Here is a 17,495-nt window from a genome sequence, read left to right on the forward strand (position 1 = left end):
TTCTACATTTCCGCTCCTACTTTGTCATTTAAGGAGAAATTCAATGAAAAAAAGTCTTGCCATCCTTGGATTAAGTGCTTTATTGATCAATGCATCAGAACTCAAAATCGCGGGATCTTCTACGGTTTATCCATTTAGTGCTTTTGTCGCAGAAGAGTATTCAGCAATCAAAAACACAAGAACACCTATTGTAGAGAGCGTAGGGACAGGGGGAGGATTTAAGATTTTCTGTGAAGGAAAAACAGATATTGCCAATGCCTCAAGAACAATCAAAGAAAGTGAGTTTCAAAATTGTCTCAAAAATGGAGTGACAGATATTATGGGGATTATGATTGGCTATGATGGAATTGTGCTAGCTCAAAACAAAATCAATGCACCTATCAATCTCACTCTTGAGCAACTCTTCCTTGCTCTTGCCAAAGAAATCCCACAAGATGGGAAACTCATCGCCAATCCCTACACACATTGGAATCAAATCCACCCCTCACTTCCCAATCGAAAAATCACCATTTATGGACCACCCTCAAGTTCTGGGACAAGAGATACGATTGAAGAACTTATTCTTGGAGAGGTATCTAAAACATTCAAAGAATATGGATCGCAAGCGGGGAAATACAAGAGCATTCGACAAGATAGTGCTTATATTCCAAGTGGAGAAAACGACAATCTTATCGTGACAAAACTCAGTGCAGATAAAGAAGCTTTAGGACTTTTTGGATATGGATTTTTGGCAAACAATCAAGATAAGATTGATGCTCTAAGTATTGATTCTATTCAAGCCAATGAAGAAAACATCGCCAATGGAACATATGAACTTGCACGATCGCTCTTTATTTATATCAATTTAAAAAACAAAGAATCTTTAGAGTTTGCAAGAATCTTTATGAATAATGATTTGGCATCAAGTGATGGAGAGCTCTCAAAAATTGGTCTTGTCCCACTCAACCAAGAACTCTTGCAAGAAGTTCAAAAAAGATTGCAAAATCCTTCCATCCTCACTCTTGATCTAGTCAAAGAAGGCAAAGTCTCCAAATGAAAGAAAGATTTATCAAAAGCACATTATTTTTATGTGCTTTGATTAGCATTGTTGTCAGTCTTGCCATTATGCTTACAATTTTGATTGAAGCAATCAAATTTTTCCAAAAAGAAAGCCTCTTTACATTTTTGTTTTCTTCTCAATGGGCAGCAGATGGAGCATTTCTCAAGGCTGATGGAAGCACGGGACATGGGATTTTTGGAGCAGTTAGCTTGTTTTGGGGAACATTTTATATCTCTCTGATTGCGATGCTAACTGCAATCCCTGTTGGTGTTATGTGTGCAATCTACCTAGGTGTTTTTGCTGGGAAAAAATCTAAAAATCTTTTTAAACCCATTTTAGAAGTCATTGCAGGGATTCCAACCGTTGTCTTTGGTTTTTTTGCTGTCATTGTCATCGCTCCGCTTATTGTTGGGTTTTTTGAGATTTTTAATATTTCTGCAAGCTATGAAAGTGCGCTAGGTGCGGGTTTCATTATGGGGGTGATGATTGTCCCAATTGTGGCATCTCTCTCTCAAGATTGCATTGAATCAGTGAGTGCAAAGAGAGTGAATGGAGCTTATGCCCTAGGAATGACAAAAAAAGAAGTAGTCTTTGCTGTGATCTTACCTGAGGCAATGCCTGGAATCATCGCTTCATGCTTACTTGGACTATCTCGTGCTTTGGGGGAAACAATGATTGTTATCATGGCTGCATCCCTACGCCCAAATCTTAGTTTGAATTTTTTGGAAGATATGACAACAGTGACTGTGCATATTGTCCAAGCGCTCCAAGGAGATCAGGCATTTGATAGCTCACTTGCACTTAGCGCTTTTTCGCTTGGGTTGGCATTATTTATCATCACCCTAGTGATTAATATGATCAGCGTCTATCTCATCCATCAATTTCACAAAGGAAAAAATCTATGAAGCTACTCAAAAAAAGAAAAAAGTCTTCCAAACACTTCAAACTTTTTTGCAAGATGGGACTTTATCTCAATCTTGCTTTCTTGGTTGTGTTTTTAGGAAGCATTGCTTATATGGGATTTCCTGCATTTAATCAAACCTATATTTATATGACACCCTCCTCAGATTCCAAAATCACCTCTCTCCTCTCAAGAAGTGAGCAAAGAAAGATTCGTCTCCAAGGAGGCATCAAAGAAAATGCGTGGTTTTTGGCAAATTCTGAAGTAGATCAATATGTCAAACAAAAATTCTCACGCCTAAAAGATTCTCAAAGATCTCTAATTGACACTCTCAAACAAGAAAAAAGGATTGAAACACGATTGAATCTCAATTTCTTTTTTAATGGAGATTCTAAAACCTCTCCAGAGCAATCAGGAGTTTTAGCAGGAGCAATTGGGACCCTTTTGGTGATTTTAGTGTGTATGGTAGTCGCTGTTCCAATCAGTATTGCAACAGCAATTTATTTAGAAGAATTTGCCCCTCAAAATTGGCTGACGCGAATCATTGAAGTTTGCATCAATAATCTTGCTGGGATTCCAAGTATTATTTTTGGACTTTTGGGACTTGGGCTTTTTATCAATTTCTTTGGTATGCCTAGATCTTCAGCCCTTGTGGGAGGATTAACTCTAGCAATTATGAGTTTGCCTATCATTATTGTTGCAAGTCAATCCGCTCTTAAAAGCGTAGATATCCACCTCAAAAAAGCAGGATATGCACTTGGGATGAGCAAATGGCAAGTTATCAAAGGCATTTCCCTCCCTATGGCAATGCCTACAATTTTGACAGGATCTATTTTAGCACTCGCCCAAGCCATTGGAGAAACAGCACCTTTGATGCTGATTGGAATGATTGCATTTATCCCTGATGTATCAACCTCGCTTACTCAACCCACAACAGTTCTTCCTGCCTTAATCTATAATTGGGCAAGTATGCCCGAAAAGGCATTCTTAGAACGTGCTGCTGCAGGTATTTTGGTGCTATTGGGGCTTCTAGTCTTACTTAATCTAAGCGCAATTTATTTAAGAAAATATTTTCAAGGAAAACAATCATGGTAGCAAGAGTTGTCAATCTTAATTTATTTTATGGAAAAAAACAAGCACTTTTTAATATCAATATGAACATCAAAAAAAACAAAATAACAGCACTTATTGGAGCTTCTGGCTGTGGAAAATCAACATTTCTTAGATGCTTCAATCGTATGAATGACAAGATTGCTCATATCCAAGGACTTGTAGAAGTCAAAGGGCAAGATGTCGCTTATCAAGATGTCGTTAAACTAAGAAAAATGGTGGGAATGGTCTTTCAACAACCCAATGTTTTTGTCAAAAGCATTTATGAAAATATTGCTTATGCTCCAAGACTTCATGGAATGATCAAAAATAAGGACGAAGAGGAACAATTAGTCCTAGACTCACTTTGTAAGGTTGGATTACTCAATGAAGTCAAAGACAAGCTCAAAACCAATGCCTTAGCCCTTTCAGGAGGACAACAACAACGCCTCTGTATTGCTAGAGCATTAGCAATCAAGCCCAAACTTCTATTGCTTGATGAACCCACATCTGCCCTTGATCCTATCTCTTCTGGCGTGATTGAAGAGCTTCTTAAAGAACTCAGTCAAGATCTCACAATGATTATGGTCACGCACAATATGCAACAGGCCAAAAGAATAGCTGATAAGGTTGCCTTTTTTCATCTTGGTGAATTGGTTGAAATGGGGAAAAGTCAAGAATTTTTTGAATCTCCCAAAGAAGAAAGAACGCAAGCATATCTTAATGGTGTTTTTGGATAAATCTCATCTTGGGATTTATCCCAAGAATCTCTGTCCAATATATCCCCCCCAAATCAAAACCCACAAAACACAAGCAACAAACTGAATCGCACTTCCCATATCCTTGGCCTTTTTAGCCAATGGATGAATCTCAAGACTTGTAAAATCAATCGCGTTTTCAATCGCAGAATTTATAAGCTCAGCCATTAAGGCCAAAAAACAAGGCAATATCAAAATACTCCACTCTATCCAATCCCTCGCCATCACACTAGCGCACCCTACCCCCAAAATCGCCAAAATCAGAATCTGTCTAAATGCTTCTTCATCTTGCCAAGCTGATCTAATTCCACTTAGAGAATAAAAAAAAGCATTTTTGATTCTACAAATTCCACTTTTTCCCTTTTTTTCATTGCGCATTCCCTCTCCTTGCTAAAATAAATGATTTACAAAATACTTTTTTGATTTTCCAAGTCATTTTAAAATACACTCTTTGAATTTCTCCAAGGAATGTATGATGAAAATTTATTTCCCTCTATGTTTATGCTTTTTTCTTTCTTTCTTGCAAGCTCAAGAAGCAGAAAAAGCAGAAAATCTTTATGAAAAATCAATCCAAACTGCAAAAGAATTGTATGAGAAAAATCTCAAAGAAGAAGTTGAAATGCTCAAAAAACAAAGTCATGATTTCCACGAAGCTTATCTGAAAGAGATGATTCAAACCCTTTCAAAAGAAAGCAAGGAAATCTATGAGCTCTACCTTAAAGATGAAATCAGCAAAGGGAAAAAAGAAGCAAAAGAGCTTTATGACAAATATTTTTCAAAATAAGTCATTCAGAAGCTTTTTTGCTTCTTAGATGAATATAAAGATGCAAGATATCAATGCTTGCTGGAGTAATCCCACTAATTTGCGAAGCTTGAAAAAGATTGCTTGGACGATGTTTTTGAAGCTTCTCAACCACTTCTAAACTCAACCCACTAATCCCTTCATAAACAAAATCTTGCGGGATTTTTACCTTGAGTATCTCATCCATTTTGGCAATGCTTTCTTTTTGCTTTTCTATATAGTGAAAATATTTAGATTGGATTCTGATTTGTTCCAATGCTCGATCGCTCATATTTCCAAACATTGCATTAAAGCGTCTTAATTTGCCATTATCAAAGCTATCTCTCCCCACAATCAAAAACGCCTCGCTCTTATCCCCAATCCCCTCTTCTCCCAAAGACTCTAAAAAGGCAAGATTCTCTTTAGAAGGTGTCATAGGATGCGTTGTCAAATATTCCATACCGCGTTGCATATCTTCCTGATCTTGTTTGAGCTTCAAATATTGATCTTCCTCCATCAAACCAAGCTGATAGGCATACTCACCAAGCCTAAAGATTGCATTATCTTCTCTTAAAAGCAAGCGATACTCTGCCCTTGAAGTAAAAACACGATAAGGCTCTTTGGTCCCCTTGCTTACCAAATCATCAATCAAAACACCAATATACCCCTCATCACGACGCAAGACCAACTCTTCAAGATCACCAAATCGATCCACAAAACGCTCATCTTTTTCTTTTTTGAGAGCCAAGACTGCATTGATACCTGCCATAATTCCCTGAGCTGCAGCCTCTTCATAACCTGTTGTTCCATTGATCTGACCAGCTAGATAAAGATTTTTAACCTTCTTGCACTCAAGGGTGTGATGAAGTTCTGTGGGTTGCACGAAATCATACTCTATCGCATAGCCATATCGCGTAATGCGTGCATTTTCTAGACCCTTGATTGAATGGATCATTTCCTCTTGCACATCAAAAGGAAGTGAGCTTGTCAAGCCATTAATATAATATTCACTCTCATCCTTTGTTTGAGGTTCTAAAAAAAGCTGATGACGCTCTTTGTCTGCAAAACGGTTGACCTTATCTTCAATGCTAGGACAATACCTTGGACCAATCCCTTGAATCTGTCCGATAAACATAGGAGCACGATGGAAATTTGATCGAATGATTTCATGTGTTTTTTCATTTGTATAAGTCACATAGCAAGGATATTGGATGGGTTTAAAGGTTTGAGAATCTGTGCGATAACTAAAATGTGGGGCAGGATCATCGCCATGATGAATCTCAAGTTCAGAAAAATCAATACTTCTTCCATCAATCCTTGCACAAGTCCCTGTCTTCAATCTCCCCACTTCAAGACCCAAATCAATAAGGCTTTGAGATAGATTCCGACTTGCACTCTCTCCTACGCGTCCATTCTCACTCATCACCTCTCCAATATGAATTAACCCCCGCAAAAAGGTTCCTGTTGTGAGAATGATCTTTTTAGCAAAATAAGTTTTTCCGATATTTGTTTTGATTCCAATCACTTTTTGGGAATCCTCAGAATCTACAATCAATGACTCTGCCATTTCTTGAGAAACACTAAGATTGGGTGTATCAAGCACTAAATTTCGTGCATAGATTCGATAAGCATCCATATCAATCTGTGCTCTTGTTCCACGCACAGCAGGACCCTTGGAGGCATTGAGTGTGCGATATTGAATCCCGCAGGCATCTGTAATCATCCCCATTACCCCTCCAAGCGCATCAACTTCTTTTGTCAAATGCCCCTTTCCTAAACCTCCAATAGCTGGATTGCAACTTGCAAGCCCTATGTTTTCTACCAAAATTGTCAGCAAATGTGTTTTAGCCCCCATTTTGGCACTTGCCACACTTGCTTCAATCCCTGCATGTCCTCCACCAACCACCAAAACATCAAATTCCATAGAAAACCTTAGCAAATAAAATGAGCTTGGGATTATATCAAAGGATAAGAAAAAGGTTTTTTGTCTATAATAACGATTCTTTGCGAGAACTTTGATCTTAACAATAATTAAAGAAATAAGGACAGAAACTATGGAAGAGAAAGAAGAAAAACAAAGCGAACAAACAACACAAAATCCTCAGATCAAAGAATCTCCAAACAAACGCTACATTACTGCAGGCATCCTGATTGCATTATTGGCACTTGTTTTATTTATCGATCATGCACTCATCATTTGGTGCACTCTAGGAGTGTGCTTCCTCTTGGGCTTCAAAGAAGCGCTCAGTCTATTTGAAGTCAAACCCAACCTTTGGCTTTATGGAGGGGCGATTGCTTCTTGGGTTTTAGCCTTTTTCAACTCTTCTCCTATTCTTTCAGGAGTTTTTATTGCATTGATTGTGGCAAGTATCTTGGCTTACAAACGCTCCATTTCTCCCAAAAAAATCCTCCCCTTTATTTATCCTACACTCCCATTTCTTGCCCTCTATGCCCTCTATGCCAAAATGGGGGGATTTGGGATTTCTTGCCTTATTTGGCTTGTTCTCATCGCAAGTGTTGTAGATACTGGTGCATATTTTGGAGGGAAAGCCTTTGGACGCATTCCTTTTAGTCCCACATCTCCCAACAAAACACTTGAAGGAGCAGGAATTGGTGTTGCACTAGGGATTGTGATTGGAAGCATTGCAGGAATTGGCCCAAGTGGAGGATTTATCCCCTCTCTTTTGATTTCAATTTTTGTCTCAATCTCTTGTGTGTTTGGAGATCTATTTGAAAGCTACCTCAAAAGAGAAGTGGGGATGAAAGATAGTGGAAAAATACTACCTGGACATGGTGGTATCTTGGATCGCTTTGATGGGATACTCTTTGGTGCTATCACGATGTATTATCTCCTTGGCTTTCTTCCTATGTGGCAACAACTTTAGGGGAAGTCTTGATTCTCTTAGGTAGCACAGGCTCTATTGGGTGTAATGCCTTAGAAATCGCTCAAGCCTTTCACATCCAAGTCGAAACGCTCGTTGCTGGCAAAAACCTTGCTCTACTCAATCAACAAATCGCGACTTTCAAACCCAAAATTGTCGTTATAGCCGATCAAAACGATGCACACAAACTCCAAGCCAATGGAGCCAAGGTGCTCTTTGGCAATCAGGGAATCTTAGAAGCAATTTCACTCTCAAGCTCTTCTTTAGTGCTTAATGCTCTTGTAGGTTTTATTGGACTTGAGCCTACACTTCACTCTATTGCTTTGGGCAAAAAAGTCGCTCTAGCCAACAAAGAAAGTTTAGTGTGTGGAGGATGGCTGATTGATACAAGCAAGCTCATCCCTGTAGATAGCGAGCATTTTAGCCTTTGGCATTTACTCCAAAATCACCCTCTTGAAAAACTCATCATCACCGCAAGCGGAGGGGCATTCCGCGATACGCCTATAGAATCTATCCCCAACCAAAATGCCCAAAATGCTCTCAAACATCCCAATTGGAACATGGGCAAAAAGATCACTATCGATTCAGCAAGTATGGTCAATAAACTTTTGGAAATTTTGGAGGCATATTGGCTCTTTGGCATTCAAGAGGTTGATGCCTTGATTGAGCGTAGCTCCATTATCCACGGAATTGTTGGATACAAAGATGGAAGTATGGGGATGCATTTAGCCCATCCAGATATGAAACTTGCCATCTCTTATGCACTCAACCCCAATCTAGCTTCCCAAGATTCTCTTATCAAACCCTTGGGATTTGAGGACTTTGCTTCATTGAAATTAGAGCGGATTGACCCTAGACGCTATCCTTTATGGGAGCTCAAAGATACTCTTCTTGCCAATCCCCATCTTGGAATCATTCTCAATGCCAGCAATGAAGTGGCAGTGGAGGGATTTTTAGAAGAGAGATATTTATTTGGAAAAATTACTAAAGCTATATTTAAATGTATGGATCACTTCTCCAACATACCCAAACCCCAAAGTCTTATGGAGGTTTTAGAACTTGATAGAGAAGTCAGAAAATATACTCAAGAGATTTTATTGCTCACTTCTTAAGTTTTGCATAATTTTTGCACCCCAACTTACTTTTTAAATCACAAGCTTTGCCAAATAGCTCCAAAGCCTTATCTAAATCCTTTCTTACGCCTGTGGCATTGGCATACGCTATACCTAAATTGACACAACTCAAGGCATGATTTAAATCACAAGCCTTTTGATAAAGCTCTACTGCTTTAAAAATATCTTTTCTGTCTCCTTGCCCATGATGATACATAGCTCCTAGGGCATAGCAACCTGTCCCAGAATCCAAATCGCAAGCTTTTTGACTCAATTGAACTGCTTTTATAGAATCTTGCTCAACAACCCATCCAAAAGCATACATCCAGCCCAACATAACACAACCGCCCCCATGATTAAGCTTACAGGCTTTTTTGGAAAGCTTTAAAACCTTTTGGAAATCACTTTTTTCATAAGCCTTTTCCGCCTCTTTAAACAACTTCTCCCCCTCAGAATCCTCCCCTCCAAAAGCCAAAAATGCCAGAATGCAAACCAAAATGACCTTTTTTCACCTCACCCCTTTAAATAGAATACATTGATTTATAGGGCCCCTACTTCCCTAGCTCTCCAAACCATTTTTTGACTTTTTCGCATGCTTGCTCTAGCACGCTTTTATGTGGTTCGCTATGTTCTCCAAAACTTTTATGGAGTTTTTCCAATAGCTCTTTTTGTTCTTTGGTTAGTTTTTTAGGATAAACAATCTTAATTTGTGCGATGAGATCTCCATAATAATTCCCCCTCAAGCTCTTCACACCATTACCCTCAAAGATAAATTGTGCTCCATCTTTAGAGTTTGCTGGGATGACTAGCTCAAGTTCTTTGTGAGGAGAAGGGATTGTGACCTTTGTTCCAAGCACGATGGAGGTAAAAAAGACAGGGACTTCCACATACAAATTTTCTCCATCTCGCACAAAATGATCATCCTCTTTGACATTCAAACGCACATAGAGATCCCCACGATTCCCATTTTTATCAGCATTTCCCTTGCCACTCACACGCATTTGATTCCCATTATCTACCCCCTCTGGAATCTTGATTTCGATTTTTTCTTTTTTGTTCTCATATCCTTTCCCCCCACAAGTTGAACATTTTTCGACAATCACCTCTCCACTTCCTTGACAATGCGGACAAGTTTGGGCAAAAGTCATAAATCCTTGCTGAATCCTAAGCTCTCCATGACCATGACACTGAGGGCAGGTAGATTTCTTTTTGGCACCATTGCCTCCACAATCTTTGCAAGCAATTTTATAAGCGCTTTCAAACTCTTTCTTGCATCCAAAAATTGCTTCCTTAAATTCAAGATTCAATTCCAATGCAAAATCAAGAGAGTATTTCAAATCACTCTTTTTCTTTTGTCTCCCTGATCCTCCCCCAAAGAACTCTCCAAAGATATCGCCAAAGATATCGCCAAATCCTCCAAAGCCTCCCCCTCCTGCTCCGCCTTGAAGTCCAGCTTTGCCATAGCGATCATAAATCGATCGCTTTTGCTCATCACTTAGCACCTCATATGCTTCATTGATTTTTTTAAATATTTCTTCTGCTTCTGGGTTGTCTGGATTGCGATCAGGATGATATTGCATTGCTTTTTTTCTAAATGCTTTTTTAATCTCTTCTTGAGAACAAGTTTGAGATATTTCAAGAATTTCATAGTAGTTAAAATCTTCCAAAACATTGCCTTTGAACTATTTGATTTAATAATGAATGATTAAATGGAATTTTATCTCAAACTCCTCATTTATCTATAGATTTCAAGGTATTTTGAGAGTTTTTAAAATGATAGAATTCCTCCCATGAAAATCAGAAATTTAGAATCTTTTTATACTCTTGTAGAAGCCTTAGAAAAGCTCCCCTCGATAGGAAAAAAAAGTGCAGAAAAAATGGCTTATGCAATCTGTGTAGAAAACAAAGCCCTTGGAAATAAAATCGCACAGAGTATTCAAAATGCCAATCAAAAAATTTGTAAATGTAAGTGGTGTGGGGGGCTAAGTGAAGAAAATGAATGTCAAATCTGCCAAGAAGAAGAACGCAACAATGGGGAGCTTTGCATCGTGGCTCATCCAAGAGACATCTCAATCATTGAAAATATTGATTTTTTCAATGGAAAGTATTTTGTCTTAGAATCTTTAGAATCTGTTGATTTTGATCATTTGATCTCTCTTGTTACCCACCACAAAATCAAAGAGGTTATTTTTGGATTCTCTCCCTCTCTTGCTAATGATGCGTTAATTTTGTTTATCGAAGATCGTCTCAAACCACTCAATCTCAGATTTAGCAAAATTGCCCAAGGTGTGCCCACAGGAATTGGTTTGGAGCACATTGATCACCTTTCTTTGAGCAGTGCATTCAAAGGAAGAATAAAAGTTTAAGAAAAAAGATAAAATCTTAGTTTGTCTTTACAAAAGACAAAAATTATTTCTTAGGAGAATCAAAATGAAAAAAATCATTGCTATTTGTGTTCTTGGTCTTTCTTCAATGATGTTTGCGCAAGCTCCTGCACTTTTCAACAAATGTGTTGCTTGTCATGGAAAAGATGGGAAAAAAGTTGGTATTGCTCCTCAGCCTCTTGCTGGTTTATCAAAAGATGAAGTTGTCAAGTTTCTCCAAGGATACAAAAACCAAACAATTAAAAGCCCAAAAGCAAATATGATGTATAGCCAAGCAAAAAATCTCAGCGATGCAGATATTAATACATTGGCAGAATACATTGCGACTTTAAAATAAGCAAACACTATGGTGGATCTTCCACCATATTTAAAATATCTTGCAAGGATTTTTATCTGATGGCCAAACTCTTAATTCATTCTTCATTTTTTAAGCATAATCTTGATCTCATTTCTTCGCATATAGGCTCAAAAGACAAATTGGCTCTTGTTCTCAAAGACAATGCCTATGGACATGGAATCAAAGAAATTGCAAAACTTGCAAAAGAATATGGAATCAAGAATGTGTTTGTCAAAAATGAACAAGAGGCCTTACAAATCCACAATGATTTTGAACATATCACAGCCCTATATGGCAATATCTCCCCGCAATCACCCCTAAATATCTGCCAAACAATCCATTCCTTAGAATCTCTGCGATCCTTTTCTGCTCAACGCAAGATTGAGCTCAAATTCAACACAGGAATGAATCGCAATGGTCTCGAACCCAATCAAGTCCAAGAGGCAATTGAGCTGATTTTAAAAAACAACCTATCTCTTTTTGGCGTCTTTTCTCATAATGGCTATGGCGATGATGGTGGAGAAAAAATGCAACAGCAACATCAAAAATCTCAAGAGATCAAAGAGCACATCACTCATCTCTCAAAAACCCTAGGTTTTCCTTTGCCAAGATTCCATTTTTTAAGCTCATCAGGAGCACTTAGACAGGACAAAATCGATGAAGATTTAGTAAGGGTAGGCATAGCTGCCTATGGATACCTTTGCACATCAATTCCTATCGCAAAAGATCTCAAGCCAATCGCTTCACTTTGGGCCCATCAAATTTCATCACGCATCCTAGAAGCAGGAGAGAGATTGGGGTATAGTGGAGCTGGGATTATGCCTAGCAAGGAGATAATCAGCACTTATGATTTGGGATATGGAGATGGGCTCTTCCGCATCAATGAACACCATCAACAAATCACTTGTGCTAATGGAGAAAAAATCCTCCCCAGAATGTCTATGGATTGCTTTTCTTGCTTGAGCAATCAAAAAGAAATTTGCGTATTCAAAAATGCATGGCCGTGGGCTGAAAAGTTTGACACAACACCTTATGAGATTCTTGTCAAGCTTTCACCATTTATCCCTAGAGAGTTAGTATAGATATGGAAAAATACGGACTTTTGGGACTTTTCCTCTCTACTTTTGCTTCTAGCACAATTCTTCCAATCCCTTCAGAACTTGTCGTCGCAACCTTTGTGGCACTCAAATATAATTTGTGGCTCATTCTCTTCATCGCAAGTCTAGGAAATGTATTAGGAAGCATCACAACTTATGCACTTGGATATTTTGGAATCACAAAGCTATTGCAAAAAATGTCCAAGCATAACTCTGCTCGTGTGCGATATTTTCGCCAAAAAAGCGCACAATATGGAAGCATCTTAGCTTTCTTTTCATTTTTGCCTTTTTTGGGAGATATTTTTACACTTGCTTTGGGACTTGCAAAATACAATATTTATAAAGCAATCTTTCTTATCGCACTTGGAAAAACCTTGCGCTATGCAGTGATCATCTTTGGAGTACAAGAAGCTTCAAAATGGTTTCTTTAAAGCTTTTCTTGCACGATCTTCACCCATAGCTGATGAGATCTTGGGAATTCTCTTTTTTGCATCAGTTTCAAAACTTTTTTTAGCTCTTTTTGATCAAGATTCTCAAAAACACAGCGCTCAAACCCATCTTCTTCCACGGTAAAAATCTGATTGGATAATTTATAAACCCTCACTTCTCGATCCTTCTTTAAAGGCCAAATCACAATCCCCTGCCCTACTTTTATCCTCTCTAATTGGCACAAAACATAGGGCAAGAATCTAGATGCTTCAATCACTAATCTGCCTTAGTTTTTCCAATATCTTCACCATCGCCAAAGTATCCAATTTGCAGTATTCCAAAAGTGCTAGACGATACCGCTCTTTTGTTTTGCAATCCATTAAATGCAACTTAGGGAAGATTTCCATTGCCTCCCCTCCGTGATGAATCAAATCAAGCTGATGATAAGCCTCCTGCATCTCTGGCACTAGAGCAGGAAGAACCTTTTTGATACTATGGCTTCCCAACATTTTGGGATCATAATAAGCCTTTTGTGCAAAAGGTTTCATCAAATCCACCATATTAAAATAAATCCCCCAAAGCCTTTCACTCAAATCCCCAAATCTCCGTGCAAGTTTCTCAATCACTTGCATCTCAAAAGATTTATTATATGCCATCACCATCGCACCACTTGGAATCATCTCACATAAGTTTTGAGCCAATTCATAGCGTGGATCTTTGCCTTCTTGTGCCAAAAATTCCAAATGCTCAAATCGCCCATCTCCATAATCAATATGCAAAGAATACTGAAAGGGAATCTGTTCATATGGAGAGATTCCCTCCCATTGAGGAATAGCTTGCTGAAATGTTTCAAAATCAAGATGAAAAATTGGATAGCGCAAGCTATTTAAAAACTCTCTAATAGCACAAAGATCAATTTGTGGCTTTTGTGTCCTTTCGCACTCAATTTGAATCTTTTGCTTCCAGCTAAAAGGACTAAGATCTTTGATCTCCTCAATTTTCACAATCCCTTGATGATAAAGTCTAAATTTCTCAGACATTTTCAAATATGCAATATCAAATACACTATAGTCTGGAATCTGTCTTTGGGTTTTCCAACAATATTCATACCCATCACATACATATGGAGAGAAACACTGCTCTCCAATCTCAATCTTTGGCTCTTGGGGAAAAGAAAGCATAAGCTTAAACTTCTTGATCAATTCTCCAATGTGATCTAGTCTTGTTTTGATCGTTGGCATCACATTTGTGATTTTAAAAAGCCTAGAAATATCCAAACTCTCTTGATATACATAAGAAGTATCAAGATAAATAATATATGCCTCATCTAGCTCATACCCAAGTCCTCTTAAAACATAGCACTGGATTGCAATATCATCTAGATACACATCTTTGATGCGCGAAGAGCTTTTCACCTCATAAAGATAGAGCTTCCCATCTTGAATGCGTAAGATATCCACCATCACAAGCACATCTTTATAGGCAAAGGTAGCCTCATAGATCACTTCCTCACCTTGATTGATCCACTCTTGAGTTTGCAGAATCTTTGTTTGAAAATCTTCTCCCTCAGCCGCAATCTCACGCCCATTTGGGATAAGAGAGCGAGCAAGCTTTCCTACCTCATCACCTGTTTGAAAAACTTGCATTGCTTGCTGATCACACTCTTGCAATACCTCGGGGTGATATTTCTTGAGCCACAAAGATTTGGGGCAATTAATCCCTCTTATACACAGTGATTTAGAAAGCAAAATTTTTCCTTTTATTGAGATTGAGATCAACTATTTTTTAGAATCTTTTTCCACTCTTGCAATCTTTTTTGACCGGCAAATGTTTGATTGATAGGGCTTGGACTAGGCAAATACTCTGCCTTCAATCCAAAATAACGCCAAAGCAAATCTTGAACCTTTCTAGAAGTCGCACAGATTTTTATTTGAGGATTTTTCTCCAGCAAAGATTGGATGAATTTTTGTGAGTATTGATGATTTTTCCCTTGCTTAAACAAAGCTTGATCAGTTGAATACCACCCATCTCCCTCATAGCTCTCAACCAAATCATAAAGCGCAATTTTTTGACTATCAAGCCAACCAATCTTTTCTTCTACAGTCTGCAAAAGCGATAGATCTTGATCAAAAACCTCTCCCAGCAACCTCCAAAATGCATTTTTTGGATTGCCATAGAAAAATCCATTTTTTCTAGAAGCTTGAGAGGGAAAACTCCCCAAAAGCAAAAATCGATATGCACAAGCCCGATTCAAATAATGCTCTTTGATCATCGCAAAAGGATGCTTGAAGCATTGCAATACTCCTTTTTCTACTCCTTGCACGAAGCCCCCTTTTTGAAAACCTTCCCATAATCATTTTTAGAACTAGGCTTTTGAGCCCCCTTAGGTGCTCCAATCTGCACAGGCAGAGAATGATCCATCTGCCACGCATTCCACCCACCATCATAAACCTTTGCATGCTTCCATCCTGCCATTTGCGTCAAAAACCACGCCACTCCTGCCCTCCATCCAGTCCCACAATAAAACGCCACTTCATCATCTGGACCAATTCCTTGGGATTGCCACAAAGCAAAGATCTCAAGCGGATTTCGAAGTGTCCCATCAGGATCATAATAATCTGCCATATTTGTCGAATCACTTCCTCCAAATCCCCAAATTGCCCCTACAGGCTCTCCTGCACGCGGAATATAACTATAGCCACTCACTTTCCCAATATACTCATCCCACGCACGCGTACTCACAAGCTTCAAACCCTCTTTTTGCGCTTTGATGACATCTTGGGGCATCCACAAGACAAATTCCTCCCTCTCAAGACTTTGATCTCCAAAATCATTCTCAGCCTTTGGATAGCGAGGTATTGCCTCCACTCCAAATCCCGCATCCATCCAAGTCTCAAGATTGCCATTCATCACATAGACATTTTTAACACCTGCCCATTTGAGGGCAAAAAATACACGATAAGCAGCAAGTTGGTTATTGGAATAAAGAATAATATTTTTCGTGCTTGTAATGCCCTGTTTGAGAAGATTTTTTCTTATGACTTGAAGATCAAGGAGATTCCAAAGCGGAGCACTCTCAATCCAATCTGTATTGAAATGATAAGCCCCTGCAATATGCTGGCGATAGTCTTTGGCTTCTTTGAGCTCTCCCCAAGATACTTCAAAAATCATTGCCTCTCCCCCACTATACCCCTCAGGATTCTTCCCCTTAAGCACCTCATTGACCCACCAAGGCGAAACACTATAAACATAATAAGGAAATGATTCCAAAGGATAAGTTGCATTGACATATTCCATCCAATGAGGATAGATGGCTACTTGATACCCCCTAGATGCAAACTCTGCGCTCACACGCTCCAAATGATCCAAATCACTATCATAAAAAATCAATTTCTTATCTTTTGCGATTCCTTTTTGGGTGGCAAAACTTTCTAGGTATCGGATATCTAGATAATCTAGCCAAGAGGCACTAAATTGAATCGCTCCCTTGATATGACCTCCACGCTTTGCTCCCTTTTCTTTAAATCCATTATAAAAACTATCCTCACGCGTATCAATAAGCAGAGTTTGAGGATGATTTAAGGCTTCAAGAAACTCTTGAGTATCTAGTCTTTGAATCTGATTAGTTTCTAAGCACCCTACAAACCAAATGCCCACAAATAGGACAAAACAAATCTTTTTGATCATCTTAGCTCACAAGTTTGATTCTTAAAAAATCTTGATGCCAATGCACATCCGACTATCATCGCAAACATCGCAATCCAACCTTGAGAAGAAAAATATGCCGTCGCTACAAGAGCATTTGTCGCCGTGCAACCCCCAGCCCAATATGCTCCAACACCCATCAAAACTCCCCCTCCAAGTGCTCTAAGCAATGCTCTCCCATCTAGCACTTTCCATCTAAACTCACCCCTGAACTTTGCCATACAAAAAGCTCCTATCACAATCCCCACCACAAAGCAACTCCCCCAATTCACATAGCGTTGCTGACCTGTTAGAAGATACAAAAACGCATGCACGCTTGGCACAGAAACCCCAAAACCATAATCACGCCCACTCGCTGAACTCAACACCCACGCAACAATCCCCAAAATCCCAAGGAAAAATGCACTAATCCATAATCTCTGATCGCTAGCCTTATATTTCCAAGAAGCAAGAAAAAGCACAAAACTCAAACACACCATACCCCCTACAAACCACCAAGGTGAGAGATGAAGAGTGAGATAAAGATTATCTACAGGCAGAGGATCTTCAAGCAGTGAAGAAAGATAGGGTTTCAAAAGCCCACTTTGAGCACAACTCAGAGTCACCACAAAGGCAAAAAGCATCACCAAGCCAGCAATCGCACCCTCACCAAATCGAAACCAGCCTCCATTGACACACAATCCTGCAACACCCATCCCCACACCAAAAACCAATCCCCCCAAAAGCGTAGCAAGCAAAGGAAGTGGGGTTGAGGGGATTTTCAATATCTCCAAAGATTGAAGAGTAAAAATCCCCAAAGACTGAATCGTGATAGCCAAAAAGAGTGCAAAAAGAAAACTTGGATTCCTTTTCCAAACCGCATCACGAAATCCCGAAACAAAACAAAACTGCCCCCATTGCACCAACGCCCCAAAAATCATCCCCACCAACAAACCACTGATAATCACTCTTTTCCTTTAGTTTTTGCAAATCTTAACACAA

Annotated in this window: 20 protein-coding genes; 11 read left to right on the plus strand and 9 right to left on the minus strand. The window is 39.0% G+C overall.

The window, feature by feature from the left end; translation table 11 throughout:
* The first annotated feature begins 43 nt into the window (after positions 1–43).
* Genes LW137_RS01520 through pstB form a run of 4 tightly spaced genes read left to right on the plus strand, consistent with a single transcriptional unit; the run spans position 44 to position 3,769 of the window.
* Positions 44–1,036 carry a substrate-binding domain-containing protein gene (locus tag LW137_RS01520; RefSeq protein ID WP_233032659.1) on the plus strand — a complete coding sequence of 331 codons (993 nt, stop codon included), beginning with the start codon at positions 44–46 and terminating at the stop codon, positions 1,034–1,036.
* Entirely contained in the window at positions 1,033–1,944 is a 912-nt protein-coding gene (gene pstC, locus LW137_RS01525) for a phosphate ABC transporter permease subunit PstC (RefSeq protein ID WP_233032660.1), read from the plus strand. Before LW137_RS01520 ends, pstC begins: the two co-directional genes overlap by 4 nt.
* Positions 1,941–3,035 (plus strand): phosphate ABC transporter permease PstA, encoded by a 1,095-nt coding sequence (gene pstA / locus LW137_RS01530; protein WP_233032661.1) that lies wholly within the window; start codon positions 1,941–1,943, stop codon positions 3,033–3,035. The genes pstC and pstA overlap by 4 nt, the downstream gene beginning before the upstream one ends.
* The gene (gene pstB / locus LW137_RS01535; RefSeq protein WP_233032662.1) at positions 3,029–3,769 is read left to right on the plus strand and encodes a phosphate ABC transporter ATP-binding protein PstB; all 741 of its coding nucleotides are present in this window, start codon (positions 3,029–3,031) and stop codon (positions 3,767–3,769) included. Before pstA ends, pstB begins: the two co-directional genes overlap by 7 nt.
* Before the next feature lie 15 nt (positions 3,770–3,784).
* Here the strand turns inward: pstB and LW137_RS01540 are convergent, their stop codons facing one another.
* A complete protein-coding gene (locus LW137_RS01540) occupies positions 3,785–4,165 on the minus strand; it encodes a diacylglycerol kinase (RefSeq protein ID WP_233032663.1) in 381 nt (126 codons plus the stop codon).
* A 97-nt stretch (positions 4,166–4,262) separates the two neighbouring features.
* Here LW137_RS01540 and LW137_RS01545 point away from each other — a divergent pair, with 97 nt between their 5' ends.
* Positions 4,263–4,571, plus strand: coding sequence for a hypothetical protein (locus LW137_RS01545; RefSeq protein WP_233032664.1), 309 nt, complete (start codon positions 4,263–4,265; stop codon positions 4,569–4,571).
* Position 4,572: 1 nt separating this feature from the next.
* On the opposite strand, the gene mnmG is transcribed toward LW137_RS01545, so the two are convergent.
* Complete coding sequence (gene mnmG, locus LW137_RS01550; protein ID WP_233032665.1) at positions 4,573–6,492, minus strand: tRNA uridine-5-carboxymethylaminomethyl(34) synthesis enzyme MnmG; 1,920 nt, start codon at positions 6,490–6,492, stop codon at positions 4,573–4,575.
* A gap of 130 nt (positions 6,493–6,622) precedes the next feature.
* Here mnmG and LW137_RS01555 point away from each other — a divergent pair, with 130 nt between their 5' ends.
* Both LW137_RS01555 and dxr read left to right on the plus strand, forming a co-directional pair.
* A complete protein-coding gene (locus LW137_RS01555; RefSeq protein ID WP_233032666.1) occupies positions 6,623–7,453 on the plus strand; it encodes a phosphatidate cytidylyltransferase in 831 nt (276 codons plus the stop codon).
* 8 nt (positions 7,454–7,461) lie between these two features.
* The gene (dxr, locus tag LW137_RS01560; protein WP_233032764.1) at positions 7,462–8,562 is read left to right on the plus strand and encodes a 1-deoxy-D-xylulose-5-phosphate reductoisomerase; all 1,101 of its coding nucleotides are present in this window, start codon (positions 7,462–7,464) and stop codon (positions 8,560–8,562) included.
* On the opposite strand, the gene LW137_RS01565 is transcribed toward dxr, so the two are convergent.
* Positions 8,552–9,001: a tetratricopeptide repeat protein gene (locus LW137_RS01565; RefSeq protein WP_233032667.1), complete on the minus strand. Its 450-nt coding sequence runs from the start codon at positions 8,999–9,001 to the stop codon at positions 8,552–8,554. The two genes, dxr and LW137_RS01565, sit on opposite strands and share 11 nt — an antisense overlap.
* 112 nt (positions 9,002–9,113) lie before the next feature.
* A complete protein-coding gene (gene dnaJ / locus LW137_RS01570; RefSeq protein WP_233032668.1) occupies positions 9,114–10,229 on the minus strand; it encodes a molecular chaperone DnaJ in 1,116 nt (371 codons plus the stop codon).
* 123 nt (positions 10,230–10,352) lie between these two features.
* Here dnaJ and recR point away from each other — a divergent pair, with 123 nt between their 5' ends.
* The 4 genes from recR to LW137_RS01590 all read left to right on the plus strand — a co-directional run bounded on the left by recR (position 10,353) and on the right by LW137_RS01590 (position 12,811).
* On the plus strand, positions 10,353–10,928 hold the full coding sequence (recR, locus tag LW137_RS01575) for a recombination mediator RecR (RefSeq protein WP_233032669.1): 576 nt from the start codon (positions 10,353–10,355) through the stop codon (positions 10,926–10,928).
* Positions 10,929–10,992: 64 nt separating this feature from the next.
* A complete protein-coding gene (locus tag LW137_RS01580) occupies positions 10,993–11,283 on the plus strand; it encodes a c-type cytochrome (RefSeq protein WP_233032670.1) in 291 nt (96 codons plus the stop codon).
* Between the two features lie 59 nt (positions 11,284–11,342).
* A complete protein-coding gene (locus LW137_RS01585) occupies positions 11,343–12,365 on the plus strand; it encodes an alanine racemase (RefSeq protein WP_233032671.1) in 1,023 nt (340 codons plus the stop codon).
* A 2-nt stretch (positions 12,366–12,367) separates the two neighbouring features.
* Positions 12,368–12,811: a YqaA family protein gene (locus LW137_RS01590; RefSeq protein ID WP_233032672.1), complete on the plus strand. Its 444-nt coding sequence runs from the start codon at positions 12,368–12,370 to the stop codon at positions 12,809–12,811.
* On the opposite strand, the gene LW137_RS01595 is transcribed toward LW137_RS01590, so the two are convergent.
* Genes LW137_RS01595 through LW137_RS01615 form a run of 5 tightly spaced genes read right to left on the minus strand, consistent with a single transcriptional unit; the run spans position 12,808 to position 17,461 of the window.
* The gene (locus LW137_RS01595) at positions 12,808–13,086 is read right to left on the minus strand and encodes a hypothetical protein (RefSeq protein ID WP_233032673.1); all 279 of its coding nucleotides are present in this window, start codon (positions 13,084–13,086) and stop codon (positions 12,808–12,810) included. The two genes, LW137_RS01590 and LW137_RS01595, sit on opposite strands and share 4 nt — an antisense overlap.
* Positions 13,079–14,557 (minus strand): DUF2779 domain-containing protein, encoded by a 1,479-nt coding sequence (locus LW137_RS01600; RefSeq protein WP_233032674.1) that lies wholly within the window; start codon positions 14,555–14,557, stop codon positions 13,079–13,081. Before LW137_RS01600 ends, LW137_RS01595 begins: the two co-directional genes overlap by 8 nt.
* 26 nt (positions 14,558–14,583) lie before the next feature.
* The gene (locus tag LW137_RS01605) at positions 14,584–15,132 is read right to left on the minus strand and encodes a uracil-DNA glycosylase family protein (RefSeq protein WP_233032675.1); all 549 of its coding nucleotides are present in this window, start codon (positions 15,130–15,132) and stop codon (positions 14,584–14,586) included.
* A complete protein-coding gene (locus LW137_RS01610; RefSeq protein WP_233032676.1) occupies positions 15,120–16,496 on the minus strand; it encodes a rhodanese-like domain-containing protein in 1,377 nt (458 codons plus the stop codon). The genes LW137_RS01605 and LW137_RS01610 overlap by 13 nt, the downstream gene beginning before the upstream one ends.
* Entirely contained in the window at positions 16,493–17,461 is a 969-nt protein-coding gene (locus LW137_RS01615) for a YeeE/YedE family protein (RefSeq protein ID WP_233032677.1), read from the minus strand. The genes LW137_RS01610 and LW137_RS01615 overlap by 4 nt, the downstream gene beginning before the upstream one ends.
* Positions 17,462–17,495 lie beyond the last annotated feature (34 nt).

Source organism: Helicobacter kayseriensis, assembly GCF_021300655.1.
Lineage (GTDB): Bacteria > Campylobacterota > Campylobacteria > Campylobacterales > Helicobacteraceae > Helicobacter_G > Helicobacter_G kayseriensis.